This is a genomic window from Stenotrophomonas sp. LGBM10, from assembly GCF_046736075.1.
Classification (GTDB): Bacteria; Pseudomonadota; Gammaproteobacteria; order Xanthomonadales; family Xanthomonadaceae; genus Stenotrophomonas.
On the sequence record NZ_CP177163.1, the window covers coordinates 3,044,448 to 3,063,473 of the forward strand.

Sequence of the window (19,026 nt, forward strand, 5' to 3'; positions counted from 1 at the left end):
CCGACGCGAGGCCGCGCATGATCCGCCGCCTGCACGACACCAACGATCTGGTACGCGCCTTCCCGCGCGTGCACTTCGTCGGCATTGGCGGCACCGGCATGAGCGGCATCGCCGAAGTGATGCTGACCCTGGGCTATGAAGTGTCCGGTTCGGACAACGCCGACAACGCCGCGACCCGTCGCCTGGCCGGTCTGGGGGCGCGCGTGATGCGCGGCCATTCCGCCGCCAACGTGCTCGGCACCGACTGCGTGGTGGTCTCCAGCGCGATCCGCGAAGACAACCCGGAACTGATGGAAGCGCGCAGCCAGCGCATTCCGATCATGCCGCGTGCGGCCATGCTGGCCGAGCTGATGCGTTTCCGCCGCGGCATCGCCGTGGCCGGTACCCACGGCAAGACCACCACCACCAGCCTGACCGCTGCGGTGCTGAGCGAAGGCGGGCTCGACCCGACCTTCGTGATCGGTGGCCAGCTGCTGGCGGCCGGCGCCAATGCCAAGCTCGGTGGCGGGCAGTGGCTGGTGGCCGAGGCCGACGAAAGCGATGGCAGCTTCCTGCGCCTGAACCCGCTGGTGTCGGTCATCACCAACATCGATGCGGATCACCTGGAGAACTACGGCAACGATTTCTCCCGCGTGCAGGCCGCCTTCGCCGAATTCCTGCAGCGCCTGCCGTTCTACGGGCTGGCGGTGCTGTGCATCGACGATCCGGAAGTGGCCGCGCTGGCCGCGCAGACCCCGCGCCATGTGATGAGCTACGGCATGAGCAGCACCGCCGATGTGCGCGCCGAGGACGTGGTCCAGGACGGCCCGCGCATGCGCTTCACCCTGCGCCTGCCGGAGGGCAGCAGCCACCCGGTGACGCTGGCGCTGCCGGGCAAGCACAACGTGCTCAACGCGCTGGCCGCCGCTGCGGTGGGCTGGCAGCTCGGTGTCGCCCCGGAGGCCATCGCCCGTGCGCTGGAAGGCTTCGCCGGCATCGGGCGTCGCTTCAACGACCTCGGCATCGTCACTACCCGCACCGGTGCCAAGGTGCGCGTGATCGACGACTACGGCCACCATCCGCGCGAGTTGGCCGCGGTGTTCGCCGCCGCCCGTGGCGGCTGGCCGACCCAGCGCCTGGTGGTGGCGTTCCAGCCACACCGTTACAGCCGCACCCGCGACCAGTTCGATGCCTTCGCCGCGGTGCTGTCCGAGGTTGATGCGCTGGTGCTCAGCGAGGTCTATCCGGCCGGTGAAGCGCCGATTCCGGGCGCCGATTCGCGTTCGCTGGCGCGTGCGATCCGTGCGCGCGGCCGCAGCGAGCCGGTGGTGGTCGGCCAGGCCGCCGAGCTGGCACACGTCCTGCCCGACGTGCTGCAGGACGGCGACCTGCTGCTGATGATGGGCGCCGGCGACATCGGTTACGTCGCCCAGCACATCGCGGTGGATGGCTTCCAGGAGGCTCCTGCCGAATGAGCGCGTTCGTATTCCCTTCGCTGCGCATCACCGACCCGGCCGCGTTCGGCCGCGTCGCGGTGCTGCTCGGCGGCACCTCCAGCGAGCGCGAGGTGTCGCTCGACTCCGGCCGCAACGTGATCGAGGCGCTGCGCGCCCGTGGTGTCGACGCGACCGCCGTGGACGGCATTCCGGCGCTGGCGCAGGCCCTGGCCGAACGCCGCTTCGACCGCGTGTTCAACATCCTCCACGGCCACAATGGCGGTGGCGAGGACGGCATCGTGCAGGGGCTGATGGACGCCTTCGCCGTGCCGTATACCGGCTCGGACGTGCTCGGCTCGGCGCTGAGCATGGACAAGATCCGCACCAAGCAGGTGTGGCTGGCGCATGGCCTGCCGACGCCGCGCTTCGTGTCGATCGGCACCGGCGAAGACGTGCATGCGGCCGCGCGCGAGCTGGGCCTGCCGGTGGTGGTCAAGCCGGCCAATGAAGGCTCCAGCGTGGGCATCAGCCGGGTCACCGAGGAAGCCGGCCTGGACGAGGCCGTGGCCCTGGCGGTGCGTTACGACGGCCAGCTGCTGATGGAGCAGATGGTGGTCGGCGATGAGCTGACCGTGGCCATCATTGGCGATGTCGCGCTGCCGTCGATCCGCATCGTGCCCAAGGGCCAGTGGTACGACTACAACGCCAAGTACATCGCCGACGACACCCAGTACCTGTGCCCGGGCCTGGACGGCGAGGACGAGATCGAGATCCAGCGCATCGCGCTGGCCGCGTTCCGTGCCGCCGGCTGCCGTGGCTGGGGCCGCGTGGACGTGATGCGCGATCGCAGCAGCGGCCGCTTCTACCTGCTCGAGGTGAACACCGCCCCGGGCATGACCAGCCACTCGCTGGTGCCGAAGGCGGCCCGCCAGGCCGGCATCGACTTCGAGGAACTGGTCTGGCGCGTGCTGGAGCAGACCGTGGAGGTGCGCTCCGCATGAACGCCGTGCTGCGCATCTTCGTCTGGTTGCTGGCCCTGTCGCTGGTGGCGCTGCCCGTGGTGGCGGTGCTCAACGGCTGGGTCGGCGCCGAGCGCTGGCCGCTGGCGAAACTGCGTGTGCACGGTGAATTCAAGCGGGTGCCGGCCGAGCAACTGCAGCAGGTGGTACTGCCGTATGCCAAGGCCGGGTTCTTCGCGGTCAAGCTGCAGGACGCGCAGGACGCGATCGAAGGCCTGCCGTGGGTGGAGAGCGCGCAGGTACGCAAGCAATGGCCGGACGTGCTGGAAATCCGCCTCGTCGAACACAAGCCGTTCGCGCACTGGGGCAAGGACCGGCTGCTGTCCGAGCAGGGCAAGCTGTTCGCCACGCCGCGCAAGCTGCAGGACGTCCAGCTGCCCGACCTGGACGGCCCGGACAGCCAGACCGCCGAAGTGGTGGCGCTCTACAACGATGCGCGCACGCTGTTCGCGCCGGCCGGCGTGGACGTCAAGCGGGTCACGATGGACGCGCGCGGCAGCTGGTCGCTGCTGCTGAGCAACGGCACCGAAGTGGTGGTCGGCCGCGATGATGCGCGCTCGCGTCTGCAGCGCTTCGTACGCGTGCTGCCGCAGCTGGCCAACCAGCAGGCGCCGATCGAACGCGCCGACCTCCGATATACCAATGGTTTCACGCTGAGCTGGGGCACCCCGGCCCCGGCCGCGCCGGCCGCACCGGCCAATGTGGCGCACAGGACGCAGGACAGGACATGAATCGCAAGGGTGACAAATCGCTGATCGTCGGCTTGGACATCGGCACCTCCAAGGTGGTGGCGCTGGTCGGCGAGTATTCGCCGGGCAATCCGATCGAGGTCATCGGCATCGGCTCGCATGAGTCGCGCGGCCTCAAGCGCGGCGTGGTGGTGGACATCGAATCCACCGTGCAGTCGATCCAGCGTGCGGTCGAAGAGGCCGAACTGATGGCCGGCTGCGAGATCCGTTCGGTGTACGCCTCGATCTCGGGCAACCACGTGCAGTGCAAGAACTCGCCCGGCATCGTGCCGATCCGCGACGGCGAAGTGACCTGGGGCGACCTCGACCGGGTGCTCGATGCGGCCAAGGCCGTGGCGATCCCGGCCGACCAGAAGATCCTGCATGCCATTCCGCGCGAGTACGTGCTGGACGATTCGCAGGAAGGCATCCGCAACCCGGTCGGCATGACCGGCGTGCGCCTGGAGGTGCACGCGCACCTGGTGGTGTGCGCGCAGTCGGCTGCGGCCAACATCTCCAAGTGCGTGCAGCGCTGCGGCCTGCAGGTCGATGACCTGGTGCTGTCCTCGCTGGCCTCCAGCGTGGCGGTGCTGACCGCCGACGAGCGCGAACTGGGCGTGGTGCTGGTCGACATGGGCGCCGGCACCACCGACCTGGCCGTGTTCGTGCAGGGCGCGATCTGCCACACCGCCTCGCTGCCGATCGCCGGTGACCACGTCACCAACGACATCGCGCACATGCTGCGCACGCCCACCCCGGAAGCGGAGCAGATCAAGGTGCGCTATGCCTGCGCCCTGGCCCAGCTGGCCACCGCCGAGGAAAGCATCCAGGTACCCAGCGTTGGCGATCGTCCGCCGCGCCGGATGCCGCGCCACGCGCTGGCGCAGGCGGTGCAGGGCCGTTATGAGGAGATCTTCGAGATGGTGCAGGCCGAACTGCGCCGCTCCGGCTTCGAGGAACTGGTGCGCGCCGGCATGGTGCTCACCGGCGGTGCCTCGAAGATGGAAGGCGTGGTCGAGCTGGCCGAGGAAATGCTGCAGATGCCGGTACGCGTGGGCATTCCGCAGCACGTCACCGGCCTCGGCGAAGTGGTTGGCAACCCGGTGCACGCCACCGGTGTTGGCCTGCTGCTGATGGGCAGCCAGATCGAACACCCGCGCCGGCCGTCGCTGCCCACCGGGCGCGCGGGCAGCATGTTCAAGAAACTCAAAACCTGGTTCCGAGGAGAATTTTGAGTAGAGCCGACCGTTGGTCGGCTGGCATCAAACCGGCCCCGGCCGGTGCTTCAAACGGCAACACACAACCCACACAGCCGCAACGGCAACATGCAGCGCGAAGGCAGGACGCCTGGACGCCCATGCCACCCAGAAGCGGATACAACGAGGACACGGACATGGCGCATTTCGAACTGATTGAGAAGATGGCACCCAATGCGGTGATCAAGGTGATCGGCGTGGGCGGCGGCGGCGGCAACGCCGTGGCGCACATGGTGAGCACCAGCGTGGACGGCGTGGAATTCATCACCGCCAACACCGATTCGCAGGCCATCAAGAATTGCGGTGCCAAGCTGCAGCTGCAGCTGGGTACCAACGTCACCAAGGGCCTGGGCGCCGGTGCGAACCCGGAAGTCGGCCGCCAGGCCGCGCTGGAAGACCGCGAGCGCATCATGGACGCGCTGCAGGGCGCGGACATGGTGTTCATCACCGCCGGCATGGGCGGTGGCACCGGCACCGGTGCCGCACCGGTGGTGGCACAGCTGGCCAAGGAGATGGGCATCCTGACCGTCGCCGTGGTCACCAAGCCGTTCCCGTTCGAAGGCCGTCGCCGCATGCAGGTCGCGCTGAAGGGCATCGAAGAGCTGAGCCAGCACTGCGACTCGCTGATCACCATCCCGAACGAAAAGCTGATCACCGTGCTGGGCCGCAACGCCACCATGATCCAGGCCTTCCGTGCCGCCAACGACGTGCTGCAGGGCGCCGTGCAGGGCATCGCCGACCTGATCGTGCGTCCGGGCCTGATCAACGTCGACTTCGCCGACGTGCGCACCGTGATGTCGGAAATGGGCCTGGCAATGATGGGCACCGGCACCGCGCGTGGCGATGACCGCGCCCAGGCCGCTGCCGAAGCCGCCATCCAGAACCCGCTGCTGGACGATGTGAACCTGGCCGGCGCCAACGGCATCCTGGTCAACATCACCGCCGGTGCCGATTTCACGATGGCCGAGTTCGACGAGATTGGCCGCACCATCGATGGCTTCGCTTCCGAAGACGCCACCGTGGTGGTGGGTACCGTGCTCGATCCGGACATGCAGGACGAAGTCCGCGTGACCGTGGTGGCCACCGGCCTGAACCGCGTCGTCAGCGCCAAGACCCAGCGTCCGGGCGAGCGTGCGCCGATCAAGCTGGTCCGCAACGCCACCACCGGCCAGCCGGAGTTCGGCGAGTTCGACACCGGTGGCGATGCCGTGTCCAAGGCAGTGGGTGGCATGGGCCTGGGCCTGCGTCGTCCGAGCGCGGACACCGTGGCACCGTCGGCGTCTTCGTCCTCGTCCGGTCCGGCCGCCGCCGAACTGCCCAACGATTACCTGGACATCCCGGCGTTCCTGCGCCGCCAGGCGGACTGAGGATCGCCCACCCGGGGTCTTGTCCTCCCCGGTGAGCGCCTCCATGTCCCATGCTGCCGGGCCAGGATCGGCCCGGCAGTCTGCCGCCCTGCAGCCACGACCCTGCGTCATGGCCCATCGGCGGTGGTACCGATGCACCCCGGTTCAGAAAGGGGTGGTGGTACTGCGTGTTATTCTTGTTTGTCACTTGTCGCGCTGACCGCGCGCTATCCGGCCTGGCCCCATGATTCCGCAACGCACTCTCAAGAACACGATCCGCGCCACCGGCGTTGGCCTTCACAGCGGCGACAAGGTCTACATGACCCTGCGTCCGGCCCCGGTCAACCACGGCATCGTGTTCCGTCGCGTGGACCTGGACCCGGTGGTGGAAGTGCCTGCCCGCGCCGATCTGGTCACCGAAGTGACCCTGTGCACCGGCCTGACCCACCACGACGCCAAGATCCAGACCGTCGAACACCTGATGTCGGCCCTGGCCGGCCTGGGTGTGGACAACATCATCGTGGAGCTGTCCTCGGCCGAGCTGCCGATCATGGACGGTTCCTCCGGCCCGTTCGTGTTCCTGCTGCAGTCGGCGGGCATCGCCGAACAGGACGCGCCGAAGCGGTTCATCCGCATCCTCAAAACGGTTGAAGTGACCGACGGCGACAAGGTCGCCCGGTTCGATCCGTACGAGGGATACAAACTGGGCTTCACCATCCAGTTCGATCACCCGATGATCCCCGCCAAGCAGTCGCGCGCGGAAATCGAGTTCTCGACCCTGGCCTACACCAAGGAAATCTCCCGGGCGCGCACGTTCGGCTTCATGCGCGACCTGGAGTACATGCGCGAGCGCAATCTCGGCCTCGGCGGCTCGATGGACAACGCCATCGTGCTGGACGAGTTCCGCGTCCTCAACGACGACGGCCTGCGCTATGCCGACGAATTCGTGCGCCACAAGATCCTCGATGCGATCGGCGATCTCTACCTGGCCGGCGGCCAGGTGCTGGGTGCCTACGAAGGCTTCAAGTCCGGGCACGCCCTGAACAACAAGCTGGTGCGCGCATTGATGGCCGATGCGACCGCATGGGAGTGGGTGAGCTACGAATCGCCGGCCGCGGCGGCCCCGGTGGCCTATGGAATGCCGGCCTACGCGTGACCTGTAATGGCGTCAAGCCATTGAAATGAAAGAAAAAACAACGGCGCCGATGGCGCCGTTCGTGTGTCTGGACGGGGCGTTGGCGCGGGCGTTGACGTGAATGAACCGTGGGGGTGCCTACGTCACGGATTTGTGAACCCGATCAATTTATCGTCGATGTTTAACGCGTTTCTAACAAAACGCTAACGACTGGGCGACCATCCACCGCTACGATGCTGGCCGGCTCCCTGCCAAGTTCACATGCTCGTGACGCGGCGGGGAAGGGGCTGGATGCCCCGATGCAGTCAGGAGGTGGAGGAAGAATCCACGTCGTGCAGACAAGCCAAGGCGTCGCGTAGCCCTTTGTGCGTGGCGGCTGAAACTGCGTGGGGGCCATTCCGGTTGTCGAGCGCTGGGGAGCGTGGTGGAGGGGCAGACGCAGTCTTGACGGTCACTTTGGTGACTTTCAGCCCGATGGACCGGGCCGCGTCGATGAGCTGGGCTTCGGCAAGCCGCACCTTGGCATGCCAGACCGGGGATTCGACGAGAAAAACGAGGTGTTCGCCGTTCACATTCGCCAGCCGGCAACGGGTGGCCAGGGTGGGCGGCAAATGGGGGCGCAACTGCCGGTCCAGCGCATCGAGCCACAAGGCTCGGCGCAACGGGTTTCCGGATTTGTCCGCCATGACTGCATCCAGCGCCGGTTTCGGTGTTGAAGCAGGACGGGCACTGGATTTCGGCTCAGACATGAAAACTCACTGATGGCATTCAAAAAGATCGTAATCAAAACGCGTGAAGGACAGGCCAAGACGCCGCTGGCGCGTTTGCGTTTCTACTTCGAGGATCGACCCCGGGCCCTGCTGGGCAGTGTACTGGGGGTGGGCTGCCTGATCGGCTTCGGTGCCGGTATCGGTGGCAGCATGTTCAATGATTCCCGGCTCCACGCCAAGGTCGCCCAGCAGGAACGCGACCTGGCGCAGGCCCAGAAAGACGCCCAGACCCAGGTCAACGCGCTGGCAGCGCGGATGGGTGAACTGCAGGCGCAGGCCACCCGTCTCAATGCCCTGGGCGAACGACTGACCCAGATGGGCAAACTGGAAGACGGCGAATTCGACTTCAACGAGACCCCCGGCCTCGGTGAAGGCGAAGCCGGGCCGACCCAGGACATCCCGGTCAGCGCGGTCAATGCCGACTTACAGGTGCTGGAGCAGCGCTTCGCTGCTTCAGGCCGCCAGCTGTCGGTGATGGAATCGCTGATGTTCGACCACCAGCTCGAACAGAACGCGGTGCCGGGTCGCATGCCGATCCGCAACACCTACATCACCTCCAATTTCGGTACCCGCAGCGATCCGTTCGGTCGCGGTGCGGCCACCCACAAGGGCATGGATTTCCACGCCCGCGTTGGCGATCCGGTGATGTCCGTGGCCGACGGCGTGGTCAGCTTCGCCGGGGTCAAGGGCGGTTACGGCAACGTGGTCGACGTGGACCACGGCAATGGCTATGTGACCCGCTACGCGCACAACTCGCGCCTGGTGGTGAAGCCCGGCGACCTGGTCCGGGCCGGCCAGGAAGTGGCCAAGGCCGGTTCCACGGGCCGTTCCACCGGTGCCCACGTGCACTTCGAGGTCTGGGAGAACGGGCAGGTGGTCAATCCCCGCAAGTTCCTGGGCGATGGCGGCAATACCCCGGTCGGGCGCGTTTCGCGCGGCTGATCCACTTGGGCGGGGGTGCTTGAAACGTAGCCCCCCCGTCCCAAGCTACAATGGGTGTTGCCATAGACAGGGCGCAGTGCGCCCTGTTTCGTTTGCGGCCGATGGCTCCCCGTGGGGAGCCTCGCCGTTGGGGCGTCTCATTCCAACCGGTTCCTTCAATGATCAACAGCCTGCTTACCCGCGTCTTCGGCAGTCGTAATGAACGACAGCTGCGCCAGCTCAACCGCATCGTCGCCAAGATCAATGCGTTGGAGCCGGAAATCGAAAAGCTCTCCGACGAGCAGCTCAAGGCCAAGACCCCGGAGTTCAAGCAGCGCATCGCCGACGGTGAAGCCCTGGACAAGGTGCTCCCGGAAGCGTTCGCGGTCTGCCGCGAGGCCAGCCGCCGCGTGCTTGGCATGCGCCATTACGACGTGCAGCTGATCGGCGGCATGGTGCTGCATCTGGGCAAGATCGCCGAAATGCGTACCGGTGAAGGCAAGACCCTGGTGGCGACCCTGCCGGTCTACCTCAACGCGCTGGAAGGCAAGGGCGTTCACGTGGTGACCGTCAACGACTACCTGGCCCGACGCGACTCGGCCCAGATGGGCAAGCTGTACAACTGGCTGGGCCTGAGCGTGGGCGTGGTCTACCCGGGCATGCCGCACAGCGACAAGCGCGAGGCCTACGGCAGCGACATCACCTACGGCACCAACAACGAATTCGGCTTCGACTACCTGCGCGACAACATGGCGCTGTCGCGCGCGGACCGCTACCAGCGCGGCCTGCACTACGCGATCGTCGACGAAGTCGACTCGATCCTGATCGACGAAGCCCGCACCCCGCTGATCATCTCCGGCCCGGCCGACGATTCCCCGGAACTGTACATCCGCGTCAACCGCGTGGTGCCGCACCTGATCAAGCAGGAGGCCGAGGAAGGCGAGGGCGATTTCTGGGTCGACGAGAAGGGCAAGCAGGTGCACCTGTCCGAAGCGGGCATGGAGCACGCCGAGCAGCTGCTGGTCGAGGCGGGCATCCTCAACGCCGAAACCGAAGGCCTGTACGCGGCGCAGAACCTCACCGTGGTCCACCACCTCAATGCCGCCCTGCGCGCGCATGCGATCTACCAGCGCGACGTCGATTACATCGTGCGCGACGGTGAAGTGGTGATCGTGGACGAATTCACCGGCCGTACCCTGGCCGGCCGCCGCTGGTCCGATGGCCTGCACCAGGCGGTGGAAGCGAAGGAAGGCGTGCCGGTCCAGCGCGAGAACCAGACCCTGGCGAGCATCACCTTCCAGAACCTGTTCCGCATGTACAAGAAGCTGTCCGGCATGACCGGTACGGCCGATACCGAAGCCTACGAATTCCAGAGCATCTACAACCTGGAAGTGGTGGTCATCCCGACCAACCGCCCGACCATCCGCAAGGATGCGTCCGACCAGGTGTTCCTCAACCGCAACGGCAAGTTCAATGCGGTGCTGGCCGACATCCAGGACTGCAACAAGCGCGGCCAGCCGGTGCTGGTGGGTACCACGTCGATCGAGACCTCGGAGATGCTCTCCGAGCACCTGCGCAAGGCCGGCGTGCACCACGAAGTGCTCAACGCCAAGCAGCACGATCGCGAAGCCACCATCATCGCCAACGCGGGCATGCCCGGTGCGGTGACCATCGCCACCAACATGGCCGGCCGCGGTACCGACATCGTGCTCGGCGGCTCGCTGGAAGCGCAGCTGCATGAGCTGGGCGAAGACGCCACGCCCGAGCAGCGCGCGCAGGTCAAGGCCGCATGGCAGGAGCGCCACGACCAGGTCAAGGCCGCCGGCGGCCTGCACATCGTGGGTACCGAGCGCCACGAATCGCGTCGTATCGACAACCAGCTGCGTGGCCGTTCCGGCCGCCAGGGCGACCCGGGTTCCTCGCGCTTCTACCTGTCGCTGGAAGACAACCTGATGCGCATCTTCGCCTCGGACTGGGTCCAGAAGGCGATGCGCATGATGGGCATGAAGGAAGACGACGTCATCGAAGACCGTCTGGTCAGCCGCCAGATCGAGAAGGCGCAGCGCAAGGTCGAAGCGCACAACTTCGACATCCGCAAGAACCTGCTGGACTTCGACGACGTCAACAACGACCAGCGCAAGGTGATCTACGCCCAGCGCGATGAGCTGCTCGATGCCGAGTCGGTGAAGGACAACGTGGATGGCATCCGCGGCGACGTGATCTACGACATCGTCGCCCGCTTCGTGCCGCCGAACTCGATCGACGAGCAGTGGGACCTGCCGGGTCTGGAAGCCACGCTGGCCGCCGACCTGGGCCTGCAGGTGTCGCTGACCGATCTGGTCAAGTCGCACGAAGAGCTGGACGCCGAGGGCATCGCCGAGAAGGTGCAGGCCCGCGTGGACCAGCACTTCGCCGAGAAGGAAGCCGGTGTCGGCGACGAGACCATGCGCGCGCTGGAAAAGCACGTGATGCTGACCGTGCTCGACCAGAGCTGGAAGGAACACCTGGCCCGCATGGACTACCTGCGCCAGGGCATCTACCTGCGCGGTTACGCGCAGAAGCAGCCCAAGCAGGAGTACAAGAAGGAAGCCTTCGAGCTGTTCTCGGACATGCTGGAGAACGTCAAGCGCGAAGTGGTGACCCTGCTGGCGCGCGTGCGCATCCGCAGCGAGGAAGAAGTGGCGGCGCTGGAAGCGGCCGAACGCCAGCAGGCCGAAGCGCGCCTGCTGCAGTCGCAGTTCCAGCACCAGGACGCCGGCAGCTACAGCGCCGACGAAGAGGCGGCGGATGTGGAGGCTGCGCGCAACGGCGTGGGCCAGGTCACCCGTGAGGAGCCCAAGGTCGGCCGCAACGACCCGTGCCCCTGCGGCAGTGGCAAGAAGTTCAAGCACTGCCACGGTCAGCTGACCTGATACACACAAAGCCCCGCCTCGAGCGGGGCTTTTTTTTGTGGCTCTTTTCCCCCGCGTGGCGGGCACGACGCGCGCGCGGCGGCGGGTGGGTCGGGCGCTGGGCCGCGATGCCCTTGTGAGCGACTGTCCCCCGGCGTCGGCCTGCGGCCGCCGCCTCCTCCTTTACGTCGCCCACAAGGGCATCGCGGCCCACGTGTCCAGACCGCTGGCGCCTTGTAGAAGCGTCGGCCACGCCCAGCCCCGTCGCGGCCGGCAGGTCACAGGGCAACGTACCGGCAACTTCCCCCGCCGCCTGACGGCGACGACCTCCTCCTTGACGTTGCCCGCCGCTACTGAGCTCGCCATGCGGTACACACAGGAAAACAGACGCGTCCACGAGGCGCCGCTGCAATCGGTACGCGGGGTGTGATGCCCTTGCCGGCGACGTAAAGGAGGAGGGGGCGGCCGCAGGCCGACGCCGGGGGACAGTCGCTGGCAAGGGCATCGCACCCCGCGCCCGACCCACCAGCCGCCGCGTGCGCCGACGTTCAACGTCCGCGCCGTGCACACGCAGAGCACGTTGGAGCCGCCAGCACTGCGCGGCAGCCATTGCGCCAGCCGGCCGGGATTGGGCATCCTGCCTGCATGCCATCCCCCAAACGATCAATCCATGTCGTGGCCGGCGTCATCACCGACGTCCGTGGCCGCATCCTGCTCAACCGCCGTACCGAGAACAGCGACATGGCCGGCCTGTGGGAATTCCCCGGCGGCAAGCGCGAGCCGGGCGAGACGTCCGAGGAAGCGCTGGTCCGCGAACTGCGCGAGGAGCTGGGCATCGAGGCGGAGGTCGGCGAGTGGCTGATGGACGTGCCGCAGGTATATCCGGACAAGCACCTGCGGCTGGAGGTGCGGCACATCCGCAGCTGGAAGGGTTCCCCGCGCGGCCGTGAGGGCCAGGCCATCACCTGGGTGACCCCGGACAAGCTGTCGCGCTACTCGATGCCCCCGGCCGACCTGCCGGTGGTGGCTGCCCTGCGCCATCCCGACCGCTACCTGATCACCCCGGAACCCGCTGGCGAGCAGGACCATCCGCACTGGCTGCAGCGGCTGGGTGCCGCGTTGGATGCCGGCGTGCGCCGCGTGCACCTGCGCACGCTCGACAGCCCCGACCGCGTTGCACTGGCCGAGGCGGCGATCCGTGCCCACGGCAAACGCGCGCACTGGCTGCTCAACCGCGATATCGCGCTGGCCGAACGGCTGGGTGTGGGCGTGCACCTGGGCAGCGAGCAGCTGCTGCAGCTGCAGGCGCGGCCATTGCCGGCCGACCAGCTGGTGGCCGCGTCCTGCCACGACCTGGCGCAGCTGCAGGCCGCACAGCGGCTCGGCTGCGACTTCGCGGTGCTGGGCCCGGTGCAGGCCACTGCCAGCCACCCCGGCGCGACGCCGCTGGGCTGGGAGGCTTTCGAGACCCTGCGGGCCCAGGTGTCGCTGCCGCTGTACGCGCTTGGCGGGCTTGGCCCGGCCGACATCGCCGAGTCGCGCCGCCACGGCGCGCAGGGCATCGCCGCGATCCGCGGCTTGTGGCCTACAGCGTGATCCAGAAGCAGCCGTACTGACGGCGCAGCCCGAACACCGTGCGGGCCGGCGTGACCGAGTTGGCCAGCGTCTGTTCCAGCCGCAGGCCGATCGGGCGCGGCCGTGCGGCGGGTGCGGGCATCGGATCGGTACTGCCTGGCACCGGCAGGGCCGGCGGCGGTTCGTCCGACACCTCGGGGTAGACCGGCGCGATGTCGATCAACGGGCGCTGCACCACCGACTCCAGCCGCCCGATGATGTGCGCGGCGGTGGCGTCGGAGACGTTGTTCCACAGGTAGATCGAGGACAGCCGGTTGACGTCGCGGGTGCTGACCGCATCGCGGATCTGCCCGGTCAGTTCGCTCAGCCGGCGCGCGCAGCCAGCGCGGAAGATACCGGTGTTGCCCACCTCGGGCGTGCGTGGCGGCACCCGTGTGGTGGCGCCCAGCGCGTCGCAGCTGCGGTCGGTGAAGACAGTTTCGCCCTGCGCGGTGGTGCAGCGGTTCACGCGCGGCGCCTGTGCCCCGGCCGTGGCGGGAAGGCAGGGCAGGCACGCAAGCAGCAGGAGCACGGTCGTTCGCATCGCTGCAGCGTAGCGGCCACGCTGTTATCTGCAAGCGATTGGCAATGCGGCGATCAGCTGTGCAACAGCTTCAGCACCTGGGTGGTCGGCTTGGCCAGGTTGAGGGTGTAGAAGTGCAGGCCTGGCGCACCGCCGGCCACCAGCCGGTCGCACAGGCTGGCCACCACCTCCGCGCCGAACGCGCGCACCGATTCGGCATCGTCGCCGTAGGCCTGCATGCGCTTGCCGATCCAGCGCGGGATTTCCGCACCGCACTGCTCGGAGAACCGGCGCAGCTGGCTGAAATTGGAGATCGGCATGATGCCCGGCACGATCGGCACGCTCACCCCCAGCTTGCGTACCGCGTCCACGAAGTGGAAGTAGGCATCGGCGTTGAAGAAGTACTGGGTGATCGCTGCATCCGCGCCGGCATCGATCTTGGCCTTGAAGTGTTTCAGGTCCAGCAGCGCGTCGTTGGCCTGCGGATGCGTTTCCGGGTAGGCGCCCACCTCGATGCGGAACGCGTCGCCGTGTTCGGCGCGGATGAAGCTGATCAGCTCGGCGGCGTAGCGCAGGTCGCCAGGGTGGCCCATGCCCGAGGGCAGGTCGCCGCGCAGCGCGACGATGCGCCGGCAGCCGATGGCGCGGTACAGCTTGAGCAGTTCGCGGATCTCCTCGCGGCTGCCGCCCACGCAGGACAGGTGCGGTGCCGCCTCGAAGCCGTGGTGCTGGTTGAGGTGGCGCACGGTCTCGGAGGTGTAGCTGAGGGTCGAGCCGCCGGCACCGAACGTACACGACACGTACTCCGGTGCGAACGCCTTCAGCTTGCTCGCGGTGCGGTCGAGCTGGGCGCGCTGCTCGTCGGTCTTGGGCGGGTAGAACTCGAAGCTGATGGCGGTCATGGGGCGGGCGCGGCGGCGGGTGTGATTCAATCATATCTCTTCATCGCGATGAAAGTGAAGTGAATCGCATACCCCCTGCACGTGGTCCGGCGTACAGTGCGTGCCTGCCTCCAGGAGCACCCGCCATGCAGATTCTCGTCACCGGTGGCACCGGCTTCATCGGCCGCCGCCTGTGCGCGCGGCTGCTGGCGGCCGGGCACACCCCCATCGTGCTCACCCGCCGGCCCGGCCGGACCCCGCAGCCGGGCATCCACACCGTCGCCACGCTGGCCGAGGTCGGCCCGGTCCAGGCGGTGGTCAACCTGGCCGGTGAGCCGCTGATGGACGGGCGCTGGAGCGATGCGCGCAAGCAGACGCTGCGCGACTCCCGGATCGGCACCACGCAGGCGCTGCTGGCCTGGATGGCCACGCTGCCGGAACGGCCGCAGGTGCTGGTGTCGGGGTCGGCGATCGGCTGGTATGGCCCGCGCGACAGCACGCCGCTGGACGAAACCGCCGCGCCGGGCCACGACTTCGCGGCGATGCTGTGCCGGCAATGGGAAGCCGAGGCGCTGAAGGCCGAGGATCTGGGGGTGCGCACCTGCGTGCTGCGGACCGGCATCGTGCTCGAACGCGAGGGCGGGGCGCTGCTGAAAATGCTGCCGCCGTTCCGCATGGGGCTCGGCGGCCCGATGGGCGATGGCCGGCAGTGGATGAGCTGGATCCATCGCGAGGACCTGGTCGGCATGATCCTGTGGCTGCTTGCCAACGGGCAGGCACGGGGTGCCTACAACGGTACGGCGCCGGGCACGGTCACCAACCGCACCTTCGCCACCACGCTGGGCGATGTCCTGCAGCGCCCCGCGCGGCTGGCCACCCCGGCGTTCGTGCTCCGGCTGGCCTTCGGCGAGATGGCCGGGCTGCTGCTGACCGGGCAGAACGTGCAGCCGGTGCACGCCCTGGCCGAGGGCTTCGCCTTCCAGTACCCGTCGCTCCCGGGCGCCTTGCAGGCGATCCTGGGCGCACCGGAACGCTGAGGCGCGCCGGGTCATCCTGCCGTCTGGACCGCTCACCGGCTGTCTGCGGCCGCTGCTCATGGCGTTGCCCCGCCCGGGTCGATCCGCGCCACGCTCTGTGCTCACCCTGCAGGAGCCTGTCATGCCGATCGACCACCATCGCTACATCCGCTCTCTCGCTCCGTTGGCCGCCCTTGCGCTGACGGCGTGGGCCGCACTGGTCAGCCCGGCCCACGCGGCACCCGACCGTTTCCAGGATCTGCAGGTCGAGGTGATCGGCAGCGGCCGCCCGGTGCTGATGATCCCCGGCCTCAACAGCGGTGCCGATGCCTGGCGCGACACCTGCACCGCGCTGCAGCCGCAGGTGCAATGCCATCTGGTGCAGCTGCCGGGCTTTGCCGGGGCACCGGCAGTGGCCAGCGATGATTTCCTCGTGGCGATGCGCGACCGGCTGCTGGCCTATGCCGACGCGCGCCAGCTCGACCACCCGGCCGTGATCGGACACAGCCTGGGCGGTGTGCTGGCCCTGCAGATGGCCATCGCCGCACCGGACCGCGTCGGGCCCCTGGTGATCGTCGATGCCTTGCCCTACCTCGACGCCATCCGTGACCCGGGCGCCACCCCCGCGCTGCGCAAGGCGGCCGCCGCACAGGAACGCAGCACCCTGCTGGCGATGGAGGAAGCGCCGTACCGCGCCAACACCGATCGCTTCCTGGCCAGCATGACCCGCTCGCCCCGGCACCTGTCCACGCTGCAGCAATGGGGGCGCGACAGCGACCGGGCCACCACCGCCAACGCGATGTACGCGATGAGCATGACCGACCTGCGCGAACCGGTCGCCGCGATCACGGCACCGGTGCTGGTGCTCGGTGCGTGGGCGGCCTACCAGCCGTTCGGCGCGACGCTCGAATCCACCCGCGCGATCTTCGCCGCGCAGTACGCGCGGGTGCCGTCGGCGCGCATCGCGATGAGCGATACCGGCTACCACTTCCTGATGTGGGATGATCCGCAGTGGCTGCAGGCGCAGGTGCGCGGTTTCCTCGACCTGCCTGCACGCCGCTGATCGCCCACGCGGAGACCTCGACCGGCATGCAGGCAACTGGCGACAACGCGTTCTGGTGGCGCAACGCGGCGGTATGGCTGGCCTACCTGGGCATCAGCACGATGCTTGGCATCGGCTACGTCGGCCAGTGGTCGGGCATGCTGCTGATCACGGCGAGTGTGGGCGTGGGGCTGTTCCTCACCAGCGCGGCGATCCGCCACCAGGCGCTGCGCGCGGGCTGGCTCCGGCACGACGCGCTGGCCCTGGGCTGGCGCCTGCTGCTGGCGGTGATGGTCGGCAGCACCGTGGTGCAGCTGGGCACGGCAGTAGTGCTGCTGCCCGCACTGCAGTTGGACTGGGTCCGCCTGCCGGGCCAGCGCGCCGACTACCGGCCGTTCGCCCTGTTCGGCTATTGGCTCAACAGCGCGGTGCTGCTGGCGGCCTGGTGCGCGCTGTGGGCCGGTTGGCGCGCCCTGCGGCGCGCCCGCCACAGCGAAATGGCGCAGCTGCGGGCGGAAGCCGAGCGCGCCACGCTGGAACACCAGGCACTGCGTGCCCGGCTCAATCCGCATTTCGTCTTCAACGCACTCAACAACCTGCGTGCGTTGATCCATGAAGATCCGCTGCGCGCCCGCGACATGGTCACGCACCTGTCGGGCACCCTGCGCCACGCACTGACCCATACCGACGGTGGGTGGGTCGCGTTGGCCGAGGAATGGCGTGTGGTCCAGGACTACCTGGCGGTGGAGGCGATCCACTACGAATCGCGCCTGCGCGTCCAGGTCGATATCGACCCTGCGGCGCTGGCGGCGCGGCTGCCGCCGATGGCGCTGCAGCTGCTGGTGGAAAACGCGATCAAGCACGGCATTGCGGTGACCTGCGGCGGCGGGGACCTGCACCTTGCCGCGCGGCTGGATGACGGGCAGCTGCAGCTGCAGGTACGCAACCCGGTGGGGTCCGCCACGCCCGGCGAGGGGCACGGCGTCGGCCTGGCGTACCTGCGTGCACAGCTGGGGATCGGCGCTGGCCAGGTGGCGTCCGCCCAGGGCCGATTGCAGCTGCTGCGCGACGGCGATGCCATGCTGGCAAAGCTGGAGGTTCGGCAGTGACCTCGCCACTGCGCGTGCTGGTGGTGGACGATGCGCGCCTGGCGCGGCTGGAACTGCGCACGCTCCTGTCCGGGATCGAGGGCGTGCAGTGGGTGGGCGAAGCGGATGACGTGCCCGCCGCGCGCGAGGCGATTGGCCGGCTGCATCCCGACCTGGTGCTGCTGGACGTGCAGATGCCCTCCGGCAGCGGTTTCGACGTTCTGGACGGTGTCGAGGCGCTCCCGCTGGTGGTGTTCGTCACCGCATACGACCACTACGCCGTGCGCGCCTTCGAGCGTGATGCGCTGGATTACCTGGTCAAGCCGGTGGAGGCCGGACGCCTGCAGGCCGCAGTGCAGCGGGCACAGGCCAGGGTTGCGCAGGGCGACGCGACGGTGGCCAATCCGCGCGATCGCCTTGGCGCGGACGACCAGGTGTTCCTGCGTGACGGCGAGCGCTGCTGGTTCGTGGCGCTGGCCGAGATCCGCCGTATCGTGGTGGATGGCAACTACGCGCGCCTCTGGTTCCGCGACCAGAACGCCTTGCTTGCGCGCAGCCTCAGCACGCTGGAAGCGCGCATGGACCCGGCGCTGTTTTTCCGCGCCAACCGCAACACGCTGGTCAACCTGCGGCGCATCCGCGCAGTGGAGCCCAGCATCGGCGATGGCTACGATCTGGTGCTCGACGACGGCAGCCAGGTCGAGGTATCGCGCCGGCAGGCGCGCGAGCTGCGTGAGCGCATGGCGCTGTAGGGGAGGGCGTCGCGCTACCCTGTACGCAGTTTCTCCGCCGAACACGCCATGTCCATCGTCCTCACCGAATTCGCCCGACCCCGCCTGTTCCCGCGCGTGCCGCGGGCCAACACCATCCAGGACTGCACCGCCGCGCAGTTCCAGGCGCACCTCAATGCGCATGCGCCGCTGAAGGTGCTCGACGGCTACGCGCCGTTCTGCAAGCTGTTCGTCTACGAGAACTGGACCAGTACGCGCTGCCTCACGGTGCCGATCACCGATGCCAACCGCCACCAGCTGCACAGCGCCTACGAGGCACGCAACCGCGAGGAACTGCCGGTGCTGGTGCGCTGGTTCGAGGGCGTGGAATCGCCGCGTGCCAACTACCTGGTGGTGATCCTGTACAGCGCCGAACAGCTGGCCCTGGAAGGTTCGCCGATCGAGGCGGACTGGGGCATCGTCGGCTGCATCTACACCGCCGAGCCGGACGAAGTGCCGATGGCCCCGATCACCATGATGCGCAATGCGCTGGGCGTGGAAGAGGGCGGCTCGGGTGTGCCGCTGGACCGCGAGGCGTACGCGCGCGCGGTCGCGTTCTGGGAGGCCAACGCCAACTGGCGGCCGTGACACCGGCCTGACCATGCCGGGTT

17 protein-coding genes are annotated in these 19,026 nt (G+C 68.1%); 14 read left to right on the forward strand and 3 right to left on the reverse strand.

The features are described from left to right. Nucleotides 1-17: 17 nt before the first annotated feature. The 6 genes from murC (at nucleotide 18) to lpxC (ending at nucleotide 6,920) form a co-directional block, all read left to right on the forward strand. The gene (murC, locus tag ACLB90_RS13045) at nucleotides 18-1,454 is read left to right on the forward strand and encodes a UDP-N-acetylmuramate--L-alanine ligase (RefSeq protein WP_411849900.1); all 1,437 of its coding nucleotides are present in this window, start codon (nucleotides 18-20) and stop codon (nucleotides 1,452-1,454) included. Then, nucleotides 1,451-2,416 carry a D-alanine--D-alanine ligase gene (locus ACLB90_RS13050; protein ID WP_411849901.1) on the forward strand — a complete coding sequence of 322 codons (966 nt, stop codon included), beginning with the start codon at nucleotides 1,451-1,453 and terminating at the stop codon, nucleotides 2,414-2,416. The genes murC and ACLB90_RS13050 overlap by 4 nt, the downstream gene beginning before the upstream one ends. Then, entirely contained in the window at nucleotides 2,413-3,165 is a 753-nt protein-coding gene (locus tag ACLB90_RS13055; protein ID WP_411849902.1) for a cell division protein FtsQ/DivIB, read from the forward strand. The genes ACLB90_RS13050 and ACLB90_RS13055 overlap by 4 nt, the downstream gene beginning before the upstream one ends. Next, entirely contained in the window at nucleotides 3,162-4,397 is a 1,236-nt protein-coding gene (ftsA, locus tag ACLB90_RS13060) for a cell division protein FtsA (protein ID WP_017355446.1), read from the forward strand. The genes ACLB90_RS13055 and ftsA overlap by 4 nt, the downstream gene beginning before the upstream one ends. Before the next feature lie 158 nt (nucleotides 4,398-4,555). Beyond that, nucleotides 4,556-5,785 carry a cell division protein FtsZ gene (gene ftsZ / locus ACLB90_RS13065; RefSeq protein ID WP_411849903.1) on the forward strand — a complete coding sequence of 410 codons (1,230 nt, stop codon included), beginning with the start codon at nucleotides 4,556-4,558 and terminating at the stop codon, nucleotides 5,783-5,785. Between the two features lie 223 nt (nucleotides 5,786-6,008). After that, on the forward strand, nucleotides 6,009-6,920 hold the full coding sequence (lpxC, locus tag ACLB90_RS13070) for a UDP-3-O-acyl-N-acetylglucosamine deacetylase (protein ID WP_411849904.1): 912 nt from the start codon (nucleotides 6,009-6,011) through the stop codon (nucleotides 6,918-6,920). A gap of 284 nt (nucleotides 6,921-7,204) precedes the next feature. Here the strand turns inward: lpxC and ACLB90_RS13075 are convergent, their stop codons facing one another. Then, nucleotides 7,205-7,648 carry a DUF721 domain-containing protein gene (locus ACLB90_RS13075; protein WP_026070670.1) on the reverse strand — a complete coding sequence of 148 codons (444 nt, stop codon included), beginning with the start codon at nucleotides 7,646-7,648 and terminating at the stop codon, nucleotides 7,205-7,207. A 12-nt stretch (nucleotides 7,649-7,660) separates the two neighbouring features. Here ACLB90_RS13075 and ACLB90_RS13080 point away from each other — a divergent pair, with 12 nt between their 5' ends. The 3 genes from ACLB90_RS13080 (at nucleotide 7,661) to ACLB90_RS13090 (ending at nucleotide 13,077) form a co-directional block, all read left to right on the forward strand. Then, the gene (locus ACLB90_RS13080) at nucleotides 7,661-8,611 is read left to right on the forward strand and encodes a M23 family metallopeptidase (RefSeq protein ID WP_411849905.1); all 951 of its coding nucleotides are present in this window, start codon (nucleotides 7,661-7,663) and stop codon (nucleotides 8,609-8,611) included. A 158-nt stretch (nucleotides 8,612-8,769) separates the two neighbouring features. After that, a complete protein-coding gene (gene secA, locus ACLB90_RS13085) occupies nucleotides 8,770-11,502 on the forward strand; it encodes a preprotein translocase subunit SecA (protein WP_411849906.1) in 2,733 nt (910 codons plus the stop codon). Between the two features lie 624 nt (nucleotides 11,503-12,126). Continuing rightward, nucleotides 12,127-13,077 (forward strand): Nudix family hydrolase, encoded by a 951-nt coding sequence (locus tag ACLB90_RS13090; RefSeq protein ID WP_411849907.1) that lies wholly within the window; start codon nucleotides 12,127-12,129, stop codon nucleotides 13,075-13,077. Here the strand turns inward: ACLB90_RS13090 and ACLB90_RS13095 are convergent. Both ACLB90_RS13095 and metF read right to left on the reverse strand, forming a co-directional pair. Next, complete coding sequence (locus ACLB90_RS13095) at nucleotides 13,067-13,639, reverse strand: hypothetical protein (protein WP_411849908.1); 573 nt, start codon at nucleotides 13,637-13,639, stop codon at nucleotides 13,067-13,069. The two genes, ACLB90_RS13090 and ACLB90_RS13095, sit on opposite strands and share 11 nt — an antisense overlap. 53 nt (nucleotides 13,640-13,692) lie before the next feature. Beyond that, nucleotides 13,693-14,520, reverse strand: coding sequence for a methylenetetrahydrofolate reductase [NAD(P)H] (metF, locus tag ACLB90_RS13100; RefSeq protein WP_411852758.1), 828 nt, complete (start codon nucleotides 14,518-14,520; stop codon nucleotides 13,693-13,695). A 125-nt stretch (nucleotides 14,521-14,645) separates the two neighbouring features. Between metF and ACLB90_RS13105 the strand changes: the two genes are divergently transcribed. From ACLB90_RS13105 to ACLB90_RS13125, 5 genes are all read left to right on the forward strand, one after another. Continuing rightward, entirely contained in the window at nucleotides 14,646-15,536 is an 891-nt protein-coding gene (locus ACLB90_RS13105) for a TIGR01777 family oxidoreductase (protein WP_411849909.1), read from the forward strand. A gap of 121 nt (nucleotides 15,537-15,657) precedes the next feature. After that, complete coding sequence (locus ACLB90_RS13110) at nucleotides 15,658-16,578, forward strand: alpha/beta fold hydrolase (RefSeq protein WP_411849910.1); 921 nt, start codon at nucleotides 15,658-15,660, stop codon at nucleotides 16,576-16,578. Between the two features lie 26 nt (nucleotides 16,579-16,604). After that, entirely contained in the window at nucleotides 16,605-17,666 is a 1,062-nt protein-coding gene (locus ACLB90_RS13115) for a sensor histidine kinase (RefSeq protein ID WP_411849911.1), read from the forward strand. Beyond that, nucleotides 17,663-18,397, forward strand: a complete 735-nt coding sequence (locus tag ACLB90_RS13120; protein WP_411849912.1) for a LytR/AlgR family response regulator transcription factor — start codon at nucleotides 17,663-17,665, stop codon at nucleotides 18,395-18,397. The genes ACLB90_RS13115 and ACLB90_RS13120 overlap by 4 nt, the downstream gene beginning before the upstream one ends. Before the next feature lie 48 nt (nucleotides 18,398-18,445). Beyond that, nucleotides 18,446-19,003: a DUF3228 family protein gene (locus ACLB90_RS13125; RefSeq protein ID WP_411849913.1), complete on the forward strand. Its 558-nt coding sequence runs from the start codon at nucleotides 18,446-18,448 to the stop codon at nucleotides 19,001-19,003. Nucleotides 19,004-19,026 lie beyond the last annotated feature (23 nt).

Bases quoted from the DNA above. Each gene is read 5' to 3' on its own strand.
- murC (WP_411849900.1), top strand. From the start codon at position 18: ATGATCCGCCGCCTGCACGACACCAACGATCTGGTACGCGCCTTCCCG.
- ACLB90_RS13050 (WP_411849901.1), top strand. From the start codon at position 1,451: ATGAGCGCGTTCGTATTCCCTTCGCTGCGCATCACCGACCCGGCCGCG.
- ACLB90_RS13055 (WP_411849902.1), top strand. From the start codon at position 2,413: ATGAACGCCGTGCTGCGCATCTTCGTCTGGTTGCTGGCCCTGTCGCTG.
- ftsA (WP_017355446.1), top strand. From the start codon at position 3,162: ATGAATCGCAAGGGTGACAAATCGCTGATCGTCGGCTTGGACATCGGC.
- ftsZ (WP_411849903.1), top strand. From the start codon at position 4,556: ATGGCGCATTTCGAACTGATTGAGAAGATGGCACCCAATGCGGTGATC.
- lpxC (WP_411849904.1), top strand. From the start codon at position 6,009: ATGATTCCGCAACGCACTCTCAAGAACACGATCCGCGCCACCGGCGTT.
- ACLB90_RS13075 (WP_026070670.1), bottom strand. From the start codon at position 7,648: ATGTCTGAGCCGAAATCCAGTGCCCGTCCTGCTTCAACACCGAAACCG.
- ACLB90_RS13080 (WP_411849905.1), top strand. From the start codon at position 7,661: ATGGCATTCAAAAAGATCGTAATCAAAACGCGTGAAGGACAGGCCAAG.
- secA (WP_411849906.1), top strand. From the start codon at position 8,770: ATGATCAACAGCCTGCTTACCCGCGTCTTCGGCAGTCGTAATGAACGA.
- ACLB90_RS13090 (WP_411849907.1), top strand. From the start codon at position 12,127: ATGCCATCCCCCAAACGATCAATCCATGTCGTGGCCGGCGTCATCACC.
- ACLB90_RS13095 (WP_411849908.1), bottom strand. From the start codon at position 13,639: ATGCGAACGACCGTGCTCCTGCTGCTTGCGTGCCTGCCCTGCCTTCCC.
- metF (WP_411852758.1), bottom strand. From the start codon at position 14,520: ATGACCGCCATCAGCTTCGAGTTCTACCCGCCCAAGACCGACGAGCAG.
- ACLB90_RS13105 (WP_411849909.1), top strand. From the start codon at position 14,646: ATGCAGATTCTCGTCACCGGTGGCACCGGCTTCATCGGCCGCCGCCTG.
- ACLB90_RS13110 (WP_411849910.1), top strand. From the start codon at position 15,658: ATGCCGATCGACCACCATCGCTACATCCGCTCTCTCGCTCCGTTGGCC.
- ACLB90_RS13115 (WP_411849911.1), top strand. From the start codon at position 16,605: ATGCAGGCAACTGGCGACAACGCGTTCTGGTGGCGCAACGCGGCGGTA.
- ACLB90_RS13125 (WP_411849913.1), top strand. From the start codon at position 18,446: ATGTCCATCGTCCTCACCGAATTCGCCCGACCCCGCCTGTTCCCGCGC.